We start from the raw sequence: 1,433 nt of genomic DNA on the forward strand, positions 1-1,433 counted from the left end.
TAGTAGTACTTCGTTAGGTTGATTTGATCTTGTGGTCGTGGCGGTGCATGCTGCGGTCTGTGGATCTTGGTGAGGTGGAGAAGCTTCGTGGAGATCTCGGTGACTTCGTGGCCGAGGTCTTCGCGTCCCTGGGGCGCAAGGATCAGCGCCGGCAGGGGGATTGCTATCTGCGCGGGCTGATGCTGGACGGGCGGCGCAAGTCGATCCAGCCGATGGCCGAGCGGCTGCCGGACGGGAACATGCAGGCCCTGCAGCAGTTCGTCAGCCAGTCGCCGTGGGACCACACGCCGGTGCTGCGGCAGATTGCGCGGAAGATGACCGCCGTGCTCGCGCCGGAGGCGTGGGTGATCGACGACACCTCGTTCCCGAAGGCCGGCGACCAGTCGGTGGCGACGTCCCGGCAGTACTGCGGGGCTCTGGGTAAACGCTCGCTCTGCCAGGTCGGGGTGAGCGTCCACGCCGTCACCGATCAGGCCTCCAGCCCGTTGTCCTGGCGGTTGTTCGTGCCGCCGGAGTGGGGCGACCGTGACGATGTCCGCCGCCGTCGAACCGGCCTGCCACCGGAGGTCGGGCATGTCGAGAAGTGGCGCCTGGCGATCGACACGCTCGACGAGCTGACCGCCTGGGGACTCGATCCCCAGGTCGTGGTCGCCGACGCCGGATACGGCCAGTCCGCCGCCTTCCGCCATGCCCTGCGCTCCCGGGACCTGGACTACGTCGTGGCGGTGCGCGGCGACGAGACCGCGCACCGCCACGACGCCGAGCCCGAGGCGTCCGCCTACCGCGGCGCCGGGCGCAGGACACTGCCCCGCTACCGCACCGAGGCCATCGCCCTGCGCGAGCTCGCCACCGCCGGCGGGCGCCGGACGTTTCGGCAGGTCACGTGGCGTCAGGGCAGCCGCGGAGCGATGCGCTCACGGTTTCGGGTCCTGCAGGTGCGGCCCGCTGGGAAGATCCCCCGGACGCTCGCCGCCGCCGAGGCCGGCGGAGGCGCCGCGTGGGACGGCGTCCTGCCGACCGAGACCCTGCTGGTCGAATGGCCTCCTGGCGCGAGCGCACCCACCGACTACTGGCTCACCAACCTGCCACCCGACACCACAATTCGACGGCTCGTGCGCCTGGCCAAGATCCGCTGGCGCATCGAGCACGACTACCGCGAGATGAAGCACGGCCTGGGACTGGACCACTTCGAGGGCCGCACCTGGCGCGGCTGGCACCACCACATCACCCTCGTCACCGCCGCCCACGCCTTCCTCACCCTCCGGCGCCTCGACCCAAAAGTCGAGACGCCGGCCTGACCTTCTACCGAGTCCTCGACGCCATCCAGGACCTGATACGGGCCTGGACCGGCGAATGCCCCACCTGCCACCGCGAGTTACCCACCAAACACCGACCAGGGCGCACCGGACCACGCCAGACCTAACGAAGTACTA

Annotated in this window: 1 protein-coding gene; it reads left to right on the forward strand. The window is 69.7% G+C overall.

What is annotated here, in order from left to right:
- The first annotated feature begins 59 nt into the window (after nucleotides 1–59).
- On the forward strand, nucleotides 60–1,298 hold the full coding sequence (locus ACWDRR_RS44440; protein WP_449778042.1) for an IS701 family transposase: 1,239 nt from the start codon (nucleotides 60–62) through the stop codon (nucleotides 1,296–1,298).
- The last annotated feature ends 135 nt before the right edge of the window (nucleotides 1,299–1,433 follow it).

The sequence above is a fragment of the Kitasatospora sp. NPDC003701 genome (assembly GCF_053587085.1).